The 15,483-nt window shown below is 64.6% G+C and carries 13 protein-coding genes and 21 tRNA genes; 27 read left to right on the plus strand and 7 right to left on the minus strand.

The annotated features are described in order from the left end of the window. Positions 1-18: 18 nt before the first annotated feature. A complete protein-coding gene (locus tag J3E61_RS10975) occupies positions 19-1,449 on the plus strand; it encodes a trypsin-like peptidase domain-containing protein (RefSeq protein WP_192725839.1) in 1,431 nt (476 codons plus the stop codon). A gap of 10 nt (positions 1,450-1,459) precedes the next feature. Here the strand turns inward: J3E61_RS10975 and J3E61_RS10980 are convergent, their stop codons facing one another. Further along, entirely contained in the window at positions 1,460-1,816 is a 357-nt protein-coding gene (locus J3E61_RS10980) for a cupin domain-containing protein (RefSeq protein WP_210083574.1), read from the minus strand. 566 nt (positions 1,817-2,382) lie between these two features. Here J3E61_RS10980 and J3E61_RS10985 point away from each other — a divergent pair. The 23 genes from J3E61_RS10985 (at position 2,383) to J3E61_RS11095 (ending at position 6,230) form a co-directional block, all read left to right on the plus strand. Further along, positions 2,383-2,468: transfer RNA gene (locus J3E61_RS10985), tRNA-Leu, on the plus strand. 14 nt (positions 2,469-2,482) lie between these two features. Beyond that, positions 2,483-2,569 (plus strand) — tRNA-Leu (locus tag J3E61_RS10990). A 1-nt stretch (position 2,570) separates the two neighbouring features. Then, positions 2,571-2,643, plus strand: a tRNA-Lys gene (locus J3E61_RS10995). Positions 2,644-2,651: 8 nt separating this feature from the next. Then, positions 2,652-2,723: transfer RNA gene (locus J3E61_RS11000), tRNA-Lys, on the plus strand. Positions 2,724-2,743: 20 nt separating this feature from the next. Further along, positions 2,744-2,816 (plus strand) — tRNA-Gly (locus J3E61_RS11005). Between the two features lie 4 nt (positions 2,817-2,820). Then, positions 2,821-2,896, plus strand: a tRNA-Trp gene (locus tag J3E61_RS11010). Positions 2,897-2,898: 2 nt separating this feature from the next. Next, a tRNA-Pro gene (locus tag J3E61_RS11015) sits at positions 2,899-2,976 on the plus strand. A 2-nt stretch (positions 2,977-2,978) separates the two neighbouring features. After that, positions 2,979-3,050: transfer RNA gene (locus tag J3E61_RS11020), tRNA-Val, on the plus strand. Between the two features lie 14 nt (positions 3,051-3,064). Beyond that, positions 3,065-3,141 (plus strand) — tRNA-Met (locus J3E61_RS11025). Positions 3,142-3,182: 41 nt separating this feature from the next. Then, complete coding sequence (locus tag J3E61_RS11030) at positions 3,183-3,674, plus strand: HNH endonuclease (protein WP_210083575.1); 492 nt, start codon at positions 3,183-3,185, stop codon at positions 3,672-3,674. An 80-nt stretch (positions 3,675-3,754) separates the two neighbouring features. Then, positions 3,755-3,826, plus strand: a tRNA-Asn gene (locus J3E61_RS11035). Positions 3,827-3,828: 2 nt separating this feature from the next. Then, positions 3,829-3,900 (plus strand) — tRNA-Gln (locus J3E61_RS11040). A gap of 13 nt (positions 3,901-3,913) precedes the next feature. Further along, positions 3,914-3,986, plus strand: a tRNA-Gln gene (locus tag J3E61_RS11045). A 5-nt stretch (positions 3,987-3,991) separates the two neighbouring features. Further along, a tRNA-Glu gene (locus J3E61_RS11050) sits at positions 3,992-4,063 on the plus strand. Positions 4,064-4,067: 4 nt separating this feature from the next. Then, positions 4,068-4,142, plus strand: a tRNA-Ile gene (locus J3E61_RS11055). Between the two features lie 5 nt (positions 4,143-4,147). Continuing rightward, positions 4,148-4,220 (plus strand) — tRNA-Ala (locus tag J3E61_RS11060). A 16-nt stretch (positions 4,221-4,236) separates the two neighbouring features. Beyond that, a tRNA-Ser gene (locus J3E61_RS11065) sits at positions 4,237-4,322 on the plus strand. Between the two features lie 15 nt (positions 4,323-4,337). After that, positions 4,338-4,411, plus strand: a tRNA-His gene (locus tag J3E61_RS11070). A gap of 2 nt (positions 4,412-4,413) precedes the next feature. Continuing rightward, positions 4,414-4,486 (plus strand) — tRNA-Arg (locus J3E61_RS11075). A gap of 16 nt (positions 4,487-4,502) precedes the next feature. Continuing rightward, positions 4,503-4,574: transfer RNA gene (locus J3E61_RS11080), tRNA-Arg, on the plus strand. Between the two features lie 37 nt (positions 4,575-4,611). Next, positions 4,612-4,684 (plus strand) — tRNA-Thr (locus J3E61_RS11085). 19 nt (positions 4,685-4,703) lie between these two features. Continuing rightward, a tRNA-Arg gene (locus tag J3E61_RS11090) sits at positions 4,704-4,777 on the plus strand. A 97-nt stretch (positions 4,778-4,874) separates the two neighbouring features. Then, positions 4,875-6,230: an MFS transporter gene (locus J3E61_RS11095; RefSeq protein WP_192725836.1), complete on the plus strand. Its 1,356-nt coding sequence runs from the start codon at positions 4,875-4,877 to the stop codon at positions 6,228-6,230. 12 nt (positions 6,231-6,242) lie between these two features. Here the strand turns inward: J3E61_RS11095 and J3E61_RS11100 are convergent, their stop codons facing one another. From J3E61_RS11100 to ligD, 4 genes are all read right to left on the minus strand, one after another. Then, positions 6,243-6,587 carry a DUF732 domain-containing protein gene (locus J3E61_RS11100; protein ID WP_210083576.1) on the minus strand — a complete coding sequence of 115 codons (345 nt, stop codon included), beginning with the start codon at positions 6,585-6,587 and terminating at the stop codon, positions 6,243-6,245. A 75-nt stretch (positions 6,588-6,662) separates the two neighbouring features. Then, a complete protein-coding gene (locus tag J3E61_RS11105; protein ID WP_210083577.1) occupies positions 6,663-9,272 on the minus strand; it encodes an AAA family ATPase in 2,610 nt (869 codons plus the stop codon). Between the two features lie 132 nt (positions 9,273-9,404). Then, complete coding sequence (locus J3E61_RS11110; RefSeq protein WP_210083578.1) at positions 9,405-10,781, minus strand: MFS transporter; 1,377 nt, start codon at positions 10,779-10,781, stop codon at positions 9,405-9,407. After that, positions 10,768-11,733 (minus strand): non-homologous end-joining DNA ligase, encoded by a 966-nt coding sequence (ligD, locus tag J3E61_RS11115; RefSeq protein WP_210083579.1) that lies wholly within the window; start codon positions 11,731-11,733, stop codon positions 10,768-10,770. The genes J3E61_RS11110 and ligD overlap by 14 nt, the downstream gene beginning before the upstream one ends. Before the next feature lie 111 nt (positions 11,734-11,844). Here ligD and J3E61_RS11120 point away from each other — a divergent pair, with 111 nt between their 5' ends. The 3 genes from J3E61_RS11120 to J3E61_RS11130 all read left to right on the plus strand — a co-directional run bounded on the left by J3E61_RS11120 (position 11,845) and on the right by J3E61_RS11130 (position 13,595). After that, the gene (locus J3E61_RS11120; protein ID WP_210083580.1) at positions 11,845-12,387 is read left to right on the plus strand and encodes a CsbD family protein; all 543 of its coding nucleotides are present in this window, start codon (positions 11,845-11,847) and stop codon (positions 12,385-12,387) included. Between the two features lie 3 nt (positions 12,388-12,390). Next, positions 12,391-13,047, plus strand: coding sequence for an IF2 family translation initiation factor (locus tag J3E61_RS11125; RefSeq protein ID WP_210083581.1), 657 nt, complete (start codon positions 12,391-12,393; stop codon positions 13,045-13,047). A gap of 65 nt (positions 13,048-13,112) precedes the next feature. Further along, the gene (locus tag J3E61_RS11130) at positions 13,113-13,595 is read left to right on the plus strand and encodes a hypothetical protein (protein WP_210083582.1); all 483 of its coding nucleotides are present in this window, start codon (positions 13,113-13,115) and stop codon (positions 13,593-13,595) included. On the opposite strand, the gene J3E61_RS11135 is transcribed toward J3E61_RS11130, so the two are convergent. Beyond that, the gene (locus J3E61_RS11135; RefSeq protein WP_210083583.1) at positions 13,596-15,008 is read right to left on the minus strand and encodes an NCS2 family permease; all 1,413 of its coding nucleotides are present in this window, start codon (positions 15,006-15,008) and stop codon (positions 13,596-13,598) included. Positions 15,009-15,040: 32 nt separating this feature from the next. Beyond that, positions 15,041-15,481, minus strand: coding sequence for a DUF5078 domain-containing protein (locus tag J3E61_RS11140; RefSeq protein WP_210083584.1), 441 nt, complete (start codon positions 15,479-15,481; stop codon positions 15,041-15,043). Between the last annotated feature and the right edge of the window lie 2 nt (positions 15,482-15,483).

Consider the following 15,483-nt stretch of genomic DNA (forward strand, 5'->3'; position numbering starts at 1 on the left):
CTCCGGTAGCGTGTTCGTGTGATCAAACGCGGCCAGCACAGCGGCGAGGAAACATCGCCGAGCCCTGTGTCGCGCCCGACCGTCGACGCGTCGACACAGCGTGCCTTCGGCAGACCCGCCGGCGTCGACAGCTCGTTCCTGGATTCCGACGACCATCGCGACCAAGGCCAGTACACGCCGACCAACCAGGCACCTCAGCCGGTGCTGGCCCAGGCGTTCGGCCCCACGCTGGTAGCCGACGCCGACTCCGAGGACAACGGCTACCCCACGGAGTCGCCTGACGTCGACGCCGCAGAGACCGCAGGCCCCGCAGCACCGCCCCCCGTCGTACCGGCCGTCCCGCACGAGAAGCTCGGCGTGCGCGACATCTTGTTCGGGGGCCGAGTGTCGCGTCCCGCTCTGGTCGTGCTCGCCGTCATCGCGATAGCCATCGGCCTTGTCGGGGGTTGGGTCGGGCGCAAGACCGCAGAAGTCATCGAGGCGTTCACCACTCCCAAGGTGACCCTCAACACCACCGACACCAGCCACCTGCCGGACGGGCAGATGGCGAAAGTGGCTGCAGCCGTGGCTGATTCGGTGGTGACGGTGCAGGCCATCAGCGATTCGGAGGGTTCGCAGGGCTCAGGGGTCGTCGTCGACGGACGCGGCTACATCGTCACCAACAACCATGTGATCTCCGAAGCCGCGGCCAGCCCGGGCAAGTTCAAGCTGACCGTGATCTTCAACGACGGTAAAGAGACACCTGCCAACCTCGTCGGGCGTGATCCCGAAACCGATCTGGCGGTGCTCAAAGTCGACAACGTCGACAAGCTGACCGTTGCGCGACTCGGCGACTCCAGCAAGCTTCGCGTCGGAGACCAAGTGATGGCCGCCGGTGCGCCGCTGGGCCTGCGCAGCACCGACACCCAGGGCATCATCAGCGCGTTGCACCGGGCGGTGCCGCTGTCGGGTGAGGGCTCCGATACCAAGACTGTCATCGACGCCGTGCAGACCGACGCTTCGATCAACCACGGCAACTCCGGCGGTCCGCTGGTCAACATGAATTCCGAGGTGATCGGCATCAACACCGCGAGCAAGTCGCTCTCGGACAGTGCCAGCGGATTGGGGTTCGCGATTCCGGTGAACGAGGTGAAATCCGTCATCGAGGTGCTCATCCGCGACGGCAAGATCGCCCACGCGTCGCTCGGCATCATGGCGGAGTCGGTGAACGACAGCGGTACAGGCGGAGCCCGGGTGACGAAGGTGAACCCCAACAGCCCCGCCCAACGAGCCGGACTTGCGGAGAAGGACGTCATCGTCAAGCTCGGCGGCCGCCAGGTCAACAGTCTCGACGAGCTCACCGTCGCGGTTCGTCAGCTCACCATCGGCCGGGACGCTCCCGTCGAGGTGCTCCGCGACGGTAAGCCCGTCACGCTGACCATCAAGCCGGACGCGAAGAAGTCTTCGTAGCCCGCGGTTCTCACCCCTCGGGGTAGAACAGGAACAAAGAGCACCCCTGCTTCGACTGCGGCACGTGCCATGAACCCGCTGGTGCATGCAGGAAGGTGCCGGCCGGATAATCGTTCACCCCGTCGTTGAGCACTCCTGAAATCACGTACACCTCCTCCGGGCCCGGGCTGTGGTGGTCCTCTTTTCCCCACACCGCGCCGGGTTCGATCTCGGTGATCACAGCCTTGGCCCCGTTCTCGCCTTCCCACAGCAGTTTGACGGTGATGCCCGGGAACGGCCGCATCGACGCCACGTCGTCGGCATGCACCCAGGCGTATCCCGGAGCGTTCGGCCCGAACTGTGACATATCGCCTGTCGAGGTATTCACATTGCTACGCAACCACATTCGTGTGACACGTATTTCGCGGTGCACGCGAGAAATCCCACGAAAATATTTGCTGTTCTGCGGCGGGACGCGCTGTTACCCTTGTTCTGTGACTGTTTTCCGACACGACTATGACTTGCTCACCGGGATGCCCGCATCCACGGTGGCTTTGTCGTGCTCGGAGAATCTCAGCGTGACGGCCCCCGTCTGGACGGCAGAGCAGCGTCTCAGCCACAGGCAACCCAGATGCTTCCGGCTGTCCAACCGACCTTCCGCCCCGTCAGCGGGCGTGCGCCCAGGCCGGAAGCAAGGGCCCGAAGAAAACTCTCATAAATATCTCAGCAGCACGGTTTGCCCAGCCAGGAACGTCGCCTGACATTCCTGTAGCTCGCTGCGCCTAAATCCATTGCAACACAACGCATTTCATCTGAAGTAACTACTGGACATCGTCCGTTTCAGGGCGCACCATTCTTCAAGCACCGCACCCGGCGAGATCGTGTGCACAGCGGCGAGACATGCGAACAAGTCTGTCCCGTAAGAACTTTGAGAACTACACAGTGGTGGCATCCGCGCTCGTGGCGGAAATCAGGTAGACGCCCCCGGCTCAAACCCGGGTGCCCATACGGGCGTGCAGGTTCGAGTCCTGCCGAGCGCACTTCGTGGTGTCAAGCGTCCGTGACGGAATTTGGGAGACGTGCCGGATTCAGACTCCGGTGCCCGGTTAAGGGCGTGCAGGTTCGACTCCTGCCGGACGTACGGGTCGTTAGTGAAATGGTGTATCACTCTTGGCTTTTACCCTTGAATTCCGGGTTCGAGTCCCGGGCGACCCACTGCACACGCGCCGTTAGCTGAGTTGGGATAGCACCAGATTCTTAATCTGGGGACGGGGGATCGAAACCCTCACGGCGCACGATATTTTCAAGACCACAAGCCGGTGAGGTGTAACAGGTTGCACGGCAGTCTTCCAAACTGAAGGTAGCGAGTTCGAGGCTCGCCACCGGCTCGATACGGATGTAGCTCAACTGGTAGAGCGGTGGCCTCCAAAGCCGCAAGGTGGAGGTTCGAGTCCTTCCATCCGTGCCAAGCGGGATGTGGCGCAACTTGGTTAGCGTGCCTGGTTTGGGTCCAGGAGGTTGCACGTTCGAATCGTGTCATCCCGACCAACACCCCTGTAGCTCAACGGAAGAGCACCTGCCTTACAAGCAGGTTGTCGAGAGTTCGACTCTCTCCGGGGGTACTAGTGAAGCACGATGCGCGGTGGGACAGTCGGTCAGTCCGTCGGGCTCATAACCCGGAAGTCGCAGGTTCGAATCCTGCCCGCGCAACCAGTCGCCGATACCGCACAGACACGGAAAGGAGGTACGCGGCCATGGCAATCCTGATGTCCGACATGACCGTTGAGGTCTACAACGCCGACTACCGCGTGCTGTCCCGGATTCCGTGGCAGGAAGCGGTCCGGCTCATCCTCCGCGGTGCGGTGTACGTCATCGATGTGCACAACCCTGCGGTGCACGTGCACAGCCCGTCGCTGGTGATCGAGCTGCCGTTGTCGGTGGCGCTGCGCGAATACGTGCACATTCCGTACAAGGCGGTCAGCCGGGTCACCCGCGACGCGGTGCTGCGCCGTGACCGGCACATTTGCGCCTACTGCGGTGGGCGGGCCGACACCGTTGACCACGTCTTGCCCCGCTGCCGCGGCGGCGGAGACACCTGGTTCAACCTCGCGGCCGCTTGCCGGCCCTGCAATGGCCGCAAAGGTGACCGGACGCCGCAGGAAGCCGGAATGACGATGATTCGCGAGCCCTTCGAGCCGAAGGACCGCGATCGATTCCGCGCCGCACCGGTTGCGGAACTCATTTGATCAGGCGCGAGCGGGCGGGCTCCAGTGGCTTTGGCCAATGGAGGGGTCTGGATGCCCGCCCGCTCGTGTCCCAACGCGATTCCCCGGTCGGTTAACCGGTAAACCAGCGGATTGTTAATCCGTGACTGTAGGTTCGACTCCTGCTCGGGGAGCATGACCCGTGGTGTAAGCGGTAGCACGTCTGATTCTGAGTCAGCCGGTTTAGGTTCGAGTCCTGACGGGTCAGCGACGAAACACATTGCCTCGTAGGGTAATCGGTAGCCCACCGGATTTTGGTTCCGGTCAGTTCAGGTTCGAGTCCTGACGAGGCAGCACAAGCCCCGTTCGGATATGGGTTAGTCTGCCGCCCTTTCAAGGCGGGGAAGCGGGTTCGAGTCCCGCACGGGGTGCCGCTGTCCGGTAGCTCAGTTGGTTCAGAGCGCCGCTCTGATATGGCGGAGGGCGGAGGTTCAATTCCTCCCCGGACAACAAGAGGGGAATTAGCTCAACAGGAAGAGCGCCTGCCTTGCAAGCAGGAGGCAAGGGGTTCGACTCCCCTATTCTCCACTCACACAACGCGTCAGGAGGCGTGGCAGAACGGTAATGCAGCTCGGTGCTAACGAGCCGCCGCGTCACCCGCGGTTGGGGGTTCGAATCCCTCCGCCTCCGCAGCAGTTGTCCATGGCGGTCGTGGTGTAACGGCAACACAGTGGTCTGTGACTCCGCAGTCGAGGGTTCAACTCCCTCCGATCGCCCCAAAGCCCTTGTAGCACAATGGATAGCGCGCCGGTTTCCGAAACCGGAGGTTGCAGGTTCGAATCCTGCCAAGGGTGCGCGTCAACGCGACAAACCCCTGTGGCCCAACGGATAGGGCGCCAGTTTACGAAGCTGGAAGTGGGAGTTCGATTCTCTCCAGGGGTACAAGCGCTTCCCGCTCGGCGTTCCGCGATTAATGGCTGCCGGATTAGCTCAACAGGCCAGAGCACCTGTCTTGTAAACAGGCCACGCGGGTTCGAGTCCTGCATCCGGCTCGATCCAGTACGACATCGTGCCTCCGTAGCTCAACGGATAGAGCAGCGAGCTTCTACCTCGTCGGTTTGCGGGTTCGAATCCTGCCGGAGGCTCTACTCCACGCCACCACTGTGCAAGATCATTTCGGGTTTAAAACCGCTCGCGAAGGCGCATTCTAAGGGCTGACGTCGGTCACAGGAGGCGCGGCTCATGGCTACCGGACAGGATGGGGTCGGCGCCACGGCGCAAGCCGATCCAGAATCAAAGCGGGTACAGGTACGGCGCGCTGCGATGGCCAGCGCCATCGGCACCACGATCGAGTGGTATGACTTCTTCCTCTACAACACGGCCGCTGCGCTGGTCTTTCCACACTTGTTCTTCCCTGCGTCCAGCACCTACGCGGGCGCCATGCAGTCGTTCGCGACATACTTCGTCGGGTTCGCCGCACGCCCGATCGGGGCGGCGATCTTCGGGCACTGGGGAGACCGGATCGGCCGCAAGACCACGCTGATCATCACGCTGCTGGTGATGGGTCTTGCGTCTGCGGTCATCGGCATCCTCCCCGGCACCGCAAGCATCGGCGTCGCTGCGCCCCTGCTACTCGTCACGTTGCGGGTGCTCCAGGGCATCGCGGTCGGCGGTGAGTGGAGCGGGTCGGTGCTGCTGACGATGGAATGGGGAGATCAGCAACGGCGCGGGCTGCTCGGCAGTTTCGCTCAGGTCGGCGTCCCGGTCGGGCTGGTCCTCGGCACCGGCGGCATGACGTTGCTGTCGGCGACGATGTCCGACGAGACGTTCGACTCCTGGGGCTGGCGGGTGCCGTTCCTGGCCAGCTTGATCCTTGTCGCAGTGGGTCTGGTGATCCGGCTGAAGATCCTCGAGACGCCGATGTTCAGCAAGGTGCTGGAGCAAGGCAAGACCGCAACCACTCCGGTCAAAGAAGTGATCCGCCGACACTGGCGGGAAATACTGCTGTCGGCCGGCCTGCGGTTCGTCGAGCAGATGCCGTTCTACCTGTTCACCACGTTCGTGTTGACCTACGTCGTGCAGCGCCACCACTACAGCAAGACTTTCGTGCTGACCGCGGTCCTGGTTGGCGCCACGGTCGAACTCGCGACGATCCCGTTCTTCTCGCACTTGTCGGATTCGCTTGGCAGAAAGCGGGTCTACTTGACCGGCGCGATCCTTGCCGGGCTGTTCGCGTTCCCCTACTTCGCCATCTTGACGCACGGCGGGCAGGTGCCGATTTTCCTCGCCGTCGTGTTCTCGATGATCGTGCACTCGATGATGTACGGACCCCAGGCGGCGCTGATCGGTGAGAGCTTCCCGACGCATCTCCGTTACGGCGGCGCCGGACTGGGCTATCAGTTGGCTTCGGTGTTCGCAGGCGGGCCCGCGCCTTTGCTGGCGACCTGGCTGCTCCACGAGACCGGAACCCCGTACTCGATCTCCATCTACATCGTCGTGGCCGCCGTTGTGACGGTGCTGTGTTGTCTTGCCCTGCCTGACCGTTCGCGCGCCGACATCGACGACTCGGCGATCTACAGCCGCGCTCAATCGACTTGAGTATCCGCTGACCTACGAATGCAGCTGAGGTAGGTACTGCGGGCAGTACGCGGTGATCGAAGCCCTGATCATCGCCACGTCCTGTGCTCTGGTGGCGAAGACGTTCTTGGCGACGAAGGCTGAGACGATTTCATCGGGCGTCGGTCCCTCGCTGATGTTTTGGCACACCGCGTGTCCCGCCGCGATCTCACGGGCGGGATCGATCTGCGGGATGCCCGCGTCGGCGAGACTGGCGACGAAGGTGTCGTCGACCGCGTCGGCGTAGGCCGGTCCGGCACCGAAACCGGCGACGATCCCGAGGGTTCCGACTGCGAATGCGGCAGCTGTGCTCCGCCGCAGTTTCTGGTTGATGCTCATGTGTCGACTGTGCCCGGTGGACCCCGGTACGCACATGCGTCGATCTACCCATATTTGGTCGACTGATGACGCCGATCAATCCGAAGGTGGTGGCTTTTGAGCGGCGAAGGCGGCCGCCTGGGTGCGGTTGCGGACGCCGAGTTTGGCCAGAATCGATTCGACGTGTCTGCCCGCGGTCTTCGGACTGATGAACAGCGCGGTCGCGATCTCGGCGTTGCTGTGTCCGGCCGCGACGAGTTCGAGCACATCACGTTCACGTTGGGTGAGCCCGTGGGGGTCTGCGGCCGTCTTCTTCCGACGGGTGTCAGGGTCGCGCCCGCGGAGTTGTGCGAGGCGCTGGCGTCCTCGGCGCACCGCGGCGCGGGCACCCAGTCGGCGGAACGTCTCCAGCGCAGTTTCGACGGCTGCGACGTCACCGCCGAGTTGGGCCAGCGCAGCGTCGTACGGGCAGCCGAGGCGCAGCCATTCGGCGGTCGCGGCTTGCCAGTCGCCGCTGACTTCGAGCCGGTAGGGCGTGATCGTGTCGCGTCCCGGCGCGTCCTCGGATAGACCGCCGGCCAGATGCGACCAGCGTCGAAGCTGTCCGACCAGCCACGGGTCCGCGTGCTCGGTAGCCACCGCCAGGCCGGCCTGCGCTTCTGCGCGGGCCGCCTCGTCGTCGCCGGCCAACCAGGCGGCTTCGGCGCGAGCGGCCCAGACCACGCCGAGGCGTGACAGATCGTCGGAGTCGGCGGCCGCCAGTGCCTCGTCCAAGAGCGCGGCCACAGGCTCCCCACCTCGACGGGCATTGATCAACGCCACGCAGATCAATGGCAGTATCCGCTGTGTCGCGAGCACGGGCGTGGTCAGCACGTCTTGGGCGCGGGCCAACGATGCGTCCCAATCGCCGCGGTGCAACGCCACCAACGCAGCTGCGCCTGCCGTGATCGCCAGGCACATCGCCAGGTCATGCTTGACGCAGAAGACCGAACACTCGGCGATGTACTCCTCGGCGCGGTCGAGGTCGTGCTTCACGGCGGCATACCAGGCCATGAGTGACCCGTGCAGGCCCGCCTGATCGAACAACCCCTCCGTTGCCATCGCGTCGCGCCATGCCTCCTCTAGCTCATCCCAACCGCTGTCGCTGGTTAGTACGGGGGCCAGGGCAGCAAAGAAGCGTGCGCGCAGGACTACCCCGCGGTCACCGAAATGCGTGCCCAAATCGATTGCACGCGACGCGTATTCAGCACAGGCGGGATCGAAACCGACGGCTGTCAGGCCGGCCATGGTGGCCAGCGACAAGGCCAGCTGTGGACACGGGCCGACCTCTTCGAGCACCCGCACCGAGGCCATGGCGGACTCGAGTGCCTCCTGGGTGCCGCCCAGCGCGTAGACCATCTGGGATAGCCAGGCCAGATCGCTGCCCTCGCCGAGGCGATCACCCAACGCGTGCCGCAACATGATCGCCTCGCGCCAGGAGGCCACAGCCGCTTCGCCCATCGCGCTCAGCCAGCACGCGAACGCGTGCTGCTCGAGCAATAGCACCTTCTGGTCGGTGGTGATTTTGTCGGCGTACCGCAGCGCCAGCGCGAACAGCTCGGCGGCTTCGCGGTTCGCAGCGAGCCGGAAGGCACGTTCGGCGGCCAAGGGCGCATAGCGGATGACGGCGTCGTGATCGCTCGCTTGCTCCGCGTGAAACGCCAACGCACCGAAGGTATCCGGGCTGATCGGCGGCTCGGCGAGTATCGCCAGGGCTTGCTTGTGCAGCAGCCGTCTTTGGTACGGAGCGATCTGGTCCAGCGCAGCCCGCCGCGCAAGTTCGTGACGGAAGCCGACGGTGTCCACGTCGGCCAGCAGCACTCCGGCGTTCAGACATTCGGCAAGTCCATCTGTCGCGCTTGGGCACACCTCCTGCACCAATGCCAGATTCGCCCGTGGTCCGCACACCGCCGTTGCATACGCGGTGTCGCGTCCAGCTGTCGACAGCCTGGCCAGTCTGCCTCGTACCGCCTCAGATACGCTGCCCGGCAACGCTTCCCGCGTCAGTACATCCTGGTCGGCAGCCAACACCTCTGTGACATAGAACGGGTTTCCCCCGGTAAGCCGGTGCAACGCATCGGCGTTCACCCCGCTGCCCGCGGCCAGCTCTGCCACCGCCGCCGTGCTCAGAGGGTGAAGTCCGATGCGGCTGACCGCCGCGGACGTCGCGAGGTCACCGAGCAACACCGCCAACGGGTGTGAATCACCGATCTCGTCGTCTCGATACGACACAACCAACAACAGTGGCAGCGACTCGATTCGCCGCGAAAGGTAGCGCATCAGATCCAGGGTCGCGCCATCAGCCCAATGCGCATCCTCGATGACGCACACACCGGCTTGGTTGCCGAACATGCCGACCAGCCCGGTGTAGATGGCGGCAGTGTCGCCGGCGTCGATGGCGGCTCGCAACTCGCCCGAACTCTCCGCGACCATGTCGATCAGCGGGCCCAACGGTCGCGGCGCGGACAGCGGGTCGCACCAGCCCCGCAAGACGCGTGCCCGCTGCCCGATCCGGGCGATGAAGCGGGCGATCACCGTGGTCTTACCGACGCCGGCCTCCCCGCGCAGCAACACGACCCTGCCACGCCCGCGTGCGGCGCTCTGTTGGTGGCGGTCCAGTTCTGCGAGCACCGAGTCGCGCTCCAGCAGTCGATCCTTCGGGGCCACAGTCCTCCCGCCTTGGTTCCCAGTGGCAGCCTGCCTGGAGGACAGCAAACCTCAAGCTGGTTCGGGCGCGGTTGACAGCTTAGCCCAGCTAGCACGCGTACACGCTTGCAAGCGCAAAGACGGCAGCCGGCGTCAGCCGATCTTTTCGACCTGCTCGAGCTGCAGGCCCGTGCTGTGGGGGCCGAGTAGACCCACGTTGAGGCACAGCAAGATGACGAGCGCCGCCGAACCGGAGAACACCGCCACGGGCCCAAGCGCGGCGAGCGCGGGTACGGCCACAAACGGCAGCACGGTCGAAGTCGCTCTGGACAGCGAGTAGCAGATGCCGCTGGCCGTGCTGCGGATCGCGGTCGGGAAGATCTCCGCTTGATAGATGTGGAACGCATTGGAGAACACGTTCGAAACGGCTGTCAGCAGGAATCCCGCGACGACGATCACCACGACCTGCTCCGCTGCGGCGAACACTATGCCGCACAAGGCGATTCCGAGTGCCGAGACGATGATCAGGTGTTTGCGCTCGAATCGTTCCACCAGAGGTATCGAAAGCAGCGATCCGAGTGGGTAGCCGGCGAAGGTGAGTGCCGCGTACCCGAGGGACTGCGTCACCTCGAAACCCTTGCTGACGAGTACCAGCGGCGCCAATGTGCCGAATCCGTAATACGCGACTGTCTGCAGGATTTGGAAGATCACCAGCATCACGGTGCGCTTGCGGTAATCACGAAATGCGATCCGCAGCACCTCCGCGACGTTGGGGGCGTCGTCCTCGGCACGGGAGGCGCCGGCGAGCAGCTGTGCGGGCACGGGTGTGCCCGGTGCGACCTTGGCCACCACGGACGCGACGACCTCGCGTGCCTCCGCATCCCGTCCGCGGCTTTCCAGCCAGCGCGGCGACTCCGGCAGCATCGTGCGGATCGCCAACACGAACACCGCACCGAGGCCGCCGAACACCAGCAGCCATCGCCAACCGTCGATGCCGAGCAGTTGATGATGCGCGACGAGCTTTCCACCAAGCAACGCCGCCAGCGGCACCCCGAGAAATCCGATCGTGTACGCCCACGCCGTCATCCGGCCACGGACCCGGGCAGGGACGAACTCGGCCAGATAGGTATCGACGAGCACAAGCTCGGCGCCCAGCCCGATACCGGCGATGAAGCGCAGCACCAGGAATGTCTCCACGTTGGGCGAGAACGCCGCCGCCAATGAAAACAGCGAGTAGACAAGCAGATTGAGGATGAACACCCGGCGGCGACCGAGCCGGTCCGCCACTATGGAAAGCACGTTGGCGCCCACGAACATGCCTGCGAACCCCGCTGCGATCACCAGCGCCTTGCCGGTGGTGCCCAGCTTGAACTCGGTGGCCAACACCGGCGCGAGCACGCCGCCGAGGAACACCTCGTACAGATCGAAGAACGACCCGAGACCGACGATCACCACCAGGCGCCAATGCCACCGGGTGACCGGAAGCCCGTCCAGAACGGACGACACCGTGGTCGGTTCACTGACTGCCATCAAGCCTCCTCGCGGCGCGGGCGCGGCGCTTTCCCTCGTGCATGGCCGCCACCCGGGCGACGGGAATCGTCCGTCCCTGCTCGATGAGTTCGGCGGGTAGGCGCTGGGGTGCGGGCATCGTGTCGGCCCATGGATCGCGGCCCGCCAGCGCGTCAACCGCGGTATGGACCGTGAAATCTCCAGGGTTGACGTGGTCAAGGTCTGCCCAGCTCAACGGAAAAGACACGGGGGTGCCCGCCCGCAGGCGAGGGCTATAGGCGGCGACGATTGTCGCTCCGCCGGACCGAGTCGAATCCACGAACACCTTCCCCGCACGGTCCTCGACGATGAAAGCCGTTGTGGCCAAGGAAGGCTCGAGCGCTTCGGCGCGGGCAGCCAGCGCGCGGGTGGCCGCGGCCACGTCGTCGACCGGTGCGTGGTCGTCGATCGGCACGAAGATGTGCAGGCCTTTCGCGCCACTGGTCTTCACCGCGCCGGCCAGGCCGCTTTCTGCGAGTGCCTGGCGAACCAGGTGAGCGACGGCCACCACCGTGCGAAAGTCGTTGCCAACGGGCGGATCCAGATCAAGCACCAAGTGGGTGGGCCGGTAGATGTCGTCAGCCAATCCCAACGACGGGTGGTATTCGACGGCACGCTGGTTGGCAAGCCACAGCAGCGTGCGCCGGTCGTTGCAGACCGGATAGCGCACTTCTCGTTTGGAGGCCTCGGCCCAGATCGGCACGGTCTTCACCCAGTCGGGTGTGTACTTCGGCGCGTTCTTCTGCATGAACGGCGACTGCCCACGAAGCACCCGCATCACAGTGAGCGGCCGGTCGGCCAACCCAGGCAGCATCCGATCGGCCACGGCATCCAGGTAGTCGACCAGTTCCCGCTTCGTCGCCCCCGCATCCGGACTCAGCGGCTGATCGAGGTTCGTCAGGTCGACCCCGGCGCGCTGTTCTCCGCCGCTCATATCCCGACACTATCCGGGTCGGGAAGGCGCACGTCGCGTCGACCGCATCATGTTTCGACGCGCCGGATCGGTGGAATGAGGGGAGGCAAGCGACACAACGAGGGGACTGGGATGACTGATTCCGGAAAAGCCGATCAGACGCGTCAAGGGTTGATCGACTCCGTGAAAGGTAAAGCGAAGGAAGTCATCGGTGCGGTGACCGGCAACGATTCCTTGACCGCCGAGGGACAACTCGAGCAGACCGAGGCGCAGAAGCGCAGGGAGGCGAGCAAGGCGGAGGCGATCGCGGACGCCGAGGCCAGTAAGGCGCGGGAGGAGGCCGCCGAGGCCAAGCTCGAGAGTGCCGCTGAACAGGGCGCGATCAACGCGGAGGCGGCAGCGGAGAAAGCGGAGATTCGCACGGAGCAGGCTTCGCAGAAGCGGGCGACGCAACAGGCCGCGCACGTAGACCTTGCCAAGCAACAGGCCGATGCCGAACGAGATGCCGCGCGCCAAGTCGAGAACGCCAAGGCAGAGGAGCGAGAAGCGGTCCGCGCTGCAGATGAAGAGGTGGCCGATGCACTTGATGACCACCAGGCCGCGGTGCGGGAATCCGCGAAAGCCCGAGCTGAAGCAGACCGACTGAGGCAGCAGGCCGACATGAGGAGTGAGTGACCGATGAGCATCACGGATTTTCCGTTGGCGATTTTGAAGTTTCAGTACCGACTGGCTCGGTTGCCGCTTCAGTTGGTGGACGACGGGGTGTTCGGCCGGATGGAGTCGGACGCACCGGCGCGACTGTTCTTTGAGCGTTCGCTCGGGATGCTGGATGTGACCGTCGGAAACGTACTGCGTGCCCCGGAATTCGAGCGGCGAGGCACCGAGTTGATCGAGCGCAGCGATGCGCTGCGCCGCGCGGCCCAACTCGATGCGGCGGCATCCGAGAACATCAGGGCAGCGGGTTCGAATGTAAGGGCTACTCGCGAAAAGGCGGCTCAAGAACGAGAAGACGCCCGCGAAGAGAAAGAGTCGGCCGTCAAAAACGCGCGCATCGATGCGCAGAACCGCAAGCGCAATGCGGTGAAGAACGCTGAAACCCGGATCACCACCGGAGCGAAGCGCGCCGACGAAGCGGCCGCTCAGCGCGAAGGGGCTGTCGAAGCGGCCAAACGCGAGGAAGTGGCGATTGCCCGAGCGGCTGAGCAAAACGCCGCCGCAGCCGCCGATGCGAAACTGAAGGACGCTCACGACAAGCGCCAAACCGCGGCAAAAAACATTGCGCAGGCCGATCGGTTGGAGGAACTGGCCGACCGCGAGAAGGAGCGCCGAAGCTAACGATTGTGTTGTGGTTCGGTCTCGACGCTCGCGTTCATCGGATCGGCATGCTGCCGTGAGAGGCGATGGGTTCTTCGCGGGCGCGCAACACTCGACTGATCGTCGCTGCGGCGGCGTGTGCGCTGCTGTGCGGGTCACCTTCGGCGACTGCCGCGCCCGGCACTGACCCTGGGGGTTATGTCGACTCCGCCGCGCGGTGCGCTTCTCCGGCGACGGTCGTTCTCTTCGGGAGCACCGAGACTTCGCGCGTTGCGATCTGCAAATCGCCTGATGGTCAGTTCGAGTATCGCGGCGTGCGGGTGCGAGACGGTGCCAAGTTGATCCTCTCGGCCTCACAGTCGGGCGATGGGTTCACAGCGAACAACAACGGCATCACCTACACCGTCTCCGCGAAGTCTCTCGTTATTGGCATGGGCGGCAAGGTGATTCGCGAGGAGCCGATGGTGGACGCGCACCGCCCGGAAGCGCCTGCGCCGCCCGCCGCGCCACCTACGACTTCGACGACGCCGTTGCCGCCGCCACTGCCCGCCGAAGTCGGCGGCCGCTGATCACAAGCCGACGAGCGACTCGAGCCAGTTACGCGCGAAGTAGAGAACGAAGCCCGCGGCCACGATCCACAGCAGTGGGCTGATCTCACGCACCTTGCCGGCCGCCGAACGCAGCACGACCCACGCGATGAAGCCGACACCGATGCCGTTGGCGATCGAGTACGAAAACGGCATCACCGCGACCGTGAGGACCACCGGCAATCCCACTGAGAACTCGGTGATGTCGATGTAGCGCAACTGCGACATCATCATCACGCCGACGATGACGAGGGCGGCCGCAGCCACTTCCGTCGGCACGATCGACGCCAGCGGCGAGACGAACATGGCAGCCAGAAACAGCGCGCCCGTCACCAGATTCGCCAACCCCGTGCGCGCACCTTCCTCGATACCGGCGCCCGATTCGATGAAGACGGTGTTCGAGGACGACGAGGTCGCCCCGCCGACGACTGCGCCCGCACCCTCGACAATCAGCGCCGCTCGCAGCCGCGGGAAGGTGCCCTGCGCGTCGGCGAGTCCGGCCTCGCGGGCCAGTCCGGTGAACGTCCCCATGGCATCGAAGAAGTTCGCAAACACCAGCGTGAAAACCAGCATGACGGCCGCGAGCACACCGATGCGCCCGAAGCTGCCGAGGCTGACGTCGCCTGCGAGGGACAAGTCGGGCAGCGCGAACGGCGATCCCGTCAGCGTCGGCACCGAAAGTGTCCAACCGCCGGGATGTTCGGTCGACGATCCCAGATGCCAGATTGCCTCGATGGCGACCGCCACGACGGTGCCGATCGCCAGCCCGATCAGGATGCCACCACGTACCCGTCGCGCGACGAGGACACCCGTCACCAGCAGTGTGAACACGAACACGACGGCAGGAACGGTGGTGATGGAACCGATGCCGCCGTGCCCCAGACCGACTGGCGGTGACGGCTTCCCGGTCGAGCCGATGAAGCCGGCGTCAACCAGCCCGATGAAGAGGATGAACAGTCCGATGCCCGCGGTGATCGCGAGCTTCAGCTGCATCGGCACCGCGTCGAACACCATTCTGCGCAGCCCGGTCACCGCAAGCAGCACGATGATCACGCCGTCGATGACCACCAGGCCCATCGCCTCGGGCCAACTCAGCGAGCCGACCACAGTCGTCGCCAGGAACGAGTTGATGCCCAGTCCCGCGGCGAATGCGAACGGCAGTCGCGCGATAACGCCGAACAGGATCGTCATCACGCCCGCTGCGAGCGACGTCATCGCCGAGACCTGTGCGAACTCCAGCTTGTGGCCGGTGACGTCGGGCGTGCTCGACAGGATGATCGGGTTCAGCACGATGATGTATGCCATCGCAATGAACGTGACCACCCCGCCGCGCACCTCCGCGGCGACCGTCGACTTGCGTGCGGAGATTTCGAAGAATCGATCGAGGCGACCCACGCCTCAGACCCTAAGCGGGCGCCGCCGGATCGTTACCAGTTCCAGACTGATGGGTCGGTTGGCGGGTAGTTCATGCAGATGTCGGTGCCGTGTGCGGCGACGCCCTTGTTGTTGAAGAACAGCTTGGCCCAGTTGCCCCAGTGGGTGGCCATCTGCTCGTAGTAGACGTTGGTCGCGGTGTCCTCCGAGTACTGCCGGCGGGCGGCGTAGTCGAGGGAGAAGAACCAGTAGATGCGGTCGCGGGCGGCGTCTTGGACGTCGACGGGCCGGTTCTTGTAGTCGGTCATGTAGCGCTCGTAGTAGACCGGTTCGACGTCGCGGACGGCGGCCATGTACTGGTCGACGGTGCAGGTGGTCTTCAGGATCCGATTCGGGATCGGGTAGTCGTCACTGGCATCGGCCGACGCGAAACCCGCTGTGGCGAGGACGGTTCCCCACATCGCGAGTGCCGCCAATCCTGCGCGTAAGTACATGG

Origin of the sequence: Mycobacterium sp. OAE908, assembly GCF_017872775.1 — a bacterium.
Classification (GTDB): Bacteria; Actinomycetota; Actinomycetes; order Mycobacteriales; family Mycobacteriaceae; genus Mycobacterium.

What these genes read in the sequence shown, in the direction of transcription:
- J3E61_RS11030 (WP_210083575.1), top strand. Translation starts at nt 3,183, where the DNA reads ATGGCAATCCTGATGTCCGACATGACCGTTGAGGTCTACAACGCCGAC.
- J3E61_RS11095 (WP_192725836.1), top strand. Translation starts at nt 4,875, where the DNA reads ATGGCTACCGGACAGGATGGGGTCGGCGCCACGGCGCAAGCCGATCCA.
- J3E61_RS11100 (WP_210083576.1), bottom strand. Translation starts at nt 6,587, where the DNA reads ATGAGCATCAACCAGAAACTGCGGCGGAGCACAGCTGCCGCATTCGCA.
- J3E61_RS11110 (WP_210083578.1), bottom strand. Translation starts at nt 10,781, where the DNA reads ATGGCAGTCAGTGAACCGACCACGGTGTCGTCCGTTCTGGACGGGCTT.
- ligD (WP_210083579.1), bottom strand. Translation starts at nt 11,733, where the DNA reads ATGAGCGGCGGAGAACAGCGCGCCGGGGTCGACCTGACGAACCTCGAT.
- J3E61_RS11120 (WP_210083580.1), top strand. Translation starts at nt 11,845, where the DNA reads ATGACTGATTCCGGAAAAGCCGATCAGACGCGTCAAGGGTTGATCGAC.
- J3E61_RS11125 (WP_210083581.1), top strand. Translation starts at nt 12,391, where the DNA reads ATGAGCATCACGGATTTTCCGTTGGCGATTTTGAAGTTTCAGTACCGA.
- J3E61_RS11130 (WP_210083582.1), top strand. Translation starts at nt 13,113, where the DNA reads ATGGGTTCTTCGCGGGCGCGCAACACTCGACTGATCGTCGCTGCGGCG.
- J3E61_RS11140 (WP_210083584.1), bottom strand. Translation starts at nt 15,481, where the DNA reads ATGTACTTACGCGCAGGATTGGCGGCACTCGCGATGTGGGGAACCGTC.